This window comes from Allobosea sp., from assembly GCF_036675845.1.
In the GTDB taxonomy this organism is placed as follows: domain Bacteria; phylum Pseudomonadota; class Alphaproteobacteria; order Rhizobiales; family Beijerinckiaceae; genus Allobosea.
Genome location: NZ_JAKFED010000135.1, coordinates 1 through 1,848, shown reverse-complemented (window position 1 = coordinate 1,848; position 1,848 = coordinate 1). Strand labels below are relative to the sequence as shown.

Sequence of the window (1,848 nt, the reverse complement as noted above, 5' to 3'; positions counted from 1 at the left end):
TCGTCGACAAGCTGCTCAAGCAGCGCAAGGACTCGATCGGCCAGTTCGCCGCCGCCGGCCGCACCGACCTGGTGGACAAGGAATCCGCCGAGCTGGCGGTGCTCGAGGCCTACCTCCCGGCACGCCTGAGCGCCGAGCAGGTGGCCGCCGAGGTGGCGAAGATCGTGGCCGAGCTCGGCGCCAGCGGGCCGGGCGACATGGGCAAGGTGATGGGTGCCGCGAAGGCGAAGCTGGCCGGCACGGCCGACATGGGCACCGTCTCCGCGGCCGTCAAGCAGGCGCTCGCGAAGTAAGCTTGCGGCTCCTCTCTGCTCGTCCCGCAGGAACTCCCATGAATCTGCCCGCTTCGATGCTCGACGAAGACCTCGCCGTCGCGCCGCAACTCACCCCCGAAGCCATGGCCGCGGCGGCCTCGGCCGGCTTTCGCAGCGTCATCAACAACCGGCCCGATTTCGAGGGCGGCCCCGACCAGCCGACCAACGCGTCGATGGAAGCCGCCGCCCGCGCCGCCGGCCTGGAGTACGCCTTCCTGCCGGTTTCCAGCTCGTTCCAGACCGCCGAACAGGCTCAGCAGATGGCCGACCTGATGGCTCGCCTGCCCAAGCCGGTGCTGGCCTTTTGCCGCAGCGGCACGCGCAGCGGCCGGCTTTACGCGATGGCCCGCGAACTGCGCGGCTGACTCGGACCGGCCGGCACCACGCTGCCCCCGGGCATGGGCTCCCCGTCCGCGGCGCAGCCCGCCGAGCGCCACATCGCCCACCTCGACATGGACGCGTTCTACGCGTCGGTCGAACTGCTGCGCTACCCGCAACTGCGCGGCCTGCCGGTCGTCATCGGCGGCGGGCGGCGCCATCAGCCCGAGTCGCTGGCCGACGGCAGCCTGCGCTTCGCGACCTTGCGGCACTACGCCGGCCGCGGCGTGATCACCACGGCGACCTATGCCGCCCGCGCCTTCGGCCTGCACTCGGCCATGGGCTTGATGAAGGCGGCCGCGCTGGCGCCGGACGCGGTGCTGCTGCCGACGGACTTCGACGAGTACCGGCGCTACTCGCGCGCCTTCAAGGCCGCGGTGGCCGAAGTTGTCGGCACCGAACCGCCGGTGATCGAGGACCGCGGCATCGACGAGATCTACATCGACCTGACCGGCCGGCCCGGCGTGGGTGCCGATCATGGAGCGGCCCTCGCGCAGGCCATCAAGACGCGGGTGCTGGAGCGCACCGGCCTGAGCTGCTCGATCGGCGTCACGCCCAACAAGCTGCTCAGCAAGCTGGCCTCCGAGCTCGACAAGCCCGACGGCCTGACGATCCTGCGCGAGGCCGACATCGCCGCGCGCATCTGGCCGCTGCCGGCACGCCGCATCAACGGCATCGGCCCCAAGGCCGCGGCTCGGCTGGAGGCGCTGGGCATCCGCAGCATCGGCGAGCTGGCCAGTGCCGACGCGGCCTGGCTGCTCGGCGAATTCGGCCGGAGCTACGGCGCCTGGCTGCACGAGGCCGCGCACGGTCGCGACGGGCGGGCGGTGGTCACGTACAGCGAGCCCAAGAGCATCAGCCGCGAGACCACTTTCGAGCGCGACCTGCACCCCCGCGCCGATCGCGCCACGCTCACGGCCATCTTCACGCGGCTGTGCGAGCAGCTTGCGGGCGATCTGCAACGCAAGGGCTTCGAGAGCAGGACAATCGGCCTGAAGCTGCGCTTCGAGGACTTCAGGACGGTCACGCGCGATCTGACGCTCGGGCAACCGACGTCCGATGCCGCCGCCATCCGCCGCGCGGCGGGTGAATGTTTGAAACGCGTGCCGCTCGAGCGCCGGCTGCGGCTGCTCGGTGTGCGGGCCGGCTCGCTGGC

The 1,848-nt window shown here is 71.6% G+C and carries 3 protein-coding genes; all 3 read left to right on the top strand.

The window, feature by feature from the left end:
• The coding region (locus V6M56_RS13875; protein ID WP_332684615.1) for a GatB/YqeY domain-containing protein at window positions 1-293 on the top strand (293 nt) is incomplete at its 5' end.
• 56 nt (window positions 294-349) lie between these two features.
• The gene (locus V6M56_RS13870) at window positions 350-679 is read left to right on the top strand and encodes a protein tyrosine phosphatase family protein (protein WP_332684613.1); all 330 of its coding nucleotides are present in this window, start codon (window positions 350-352) and stop codon (window positions 677-679) included.
• 33 nt (window positions 680-712) lie between these two features.
• Window positions 713-1,848, top strand: a 1,136-nt coding sequence (gene dinB, locus V6M56_RS13865) for a DNA polymerase IV (protein WP_332684612.1), incomplete at its 3' end; no start/stop codon positions are given.

Coding starts and splice junctions, on each gene's coding strand:
- V6M56_RS13870 (WP_332684613.1), top strand. CDS start 350: ATGCTCGACGAAGACCTCGCCGTCGCGCCGCAACTCACCCCCGAAGCC.